This is a genomic window from Streptococcus pseudopneumoniae, from assembly GCF_001072315.1.
GTDB classification, from domain to species: domain Bacteria; phylum Bacillota; class Bacilli; order Lactobacillales; family Streptococcaceae; genus Streptococcus; species Streptococcus pseudopneumoniae_R.
The window spans coordinates 1-217 of record NZ_JVLI01000059.1 but is presented as its reverse complement, the minus strand read 5'-3'; the positions used below and the strand labels follow the sequence as shown (position 1 = coordinate 217).

The 217-nt window shown below is 34.6% G+C and carries 1 protein-coding gene; it reads left to right on the top strand.

Annotated elements, in window-relative coordinates:
* The coding region (locus ADH54_RS12025) for a hypothetical protein (RefSeq protein WP_049523896.1) at window positions 1-217 on the top strand (217 nt) is incomplete at both ends.

Sequence of the window (217 nt, the reverse complement as noted above, 5' to 3'; positions counted from 1 at the left end):
GGCTAACCATTCATCGACTAATGTTGAAAGTATTGTTGGAAATAAGCCTTTGGTAGATTCTAAGGATGGTTTATCTTTATATGGTGGTTTTGATCGAACTTATGCAGCTAGTACAGGTTATCATGGTATTCCTTTGGAGACTATAAAGAAATTCAGTACTCTAACAGAAGAAGAATTTAACAAAAGATTAGAGGCTTTGAAAGAACAATGGAGAAGC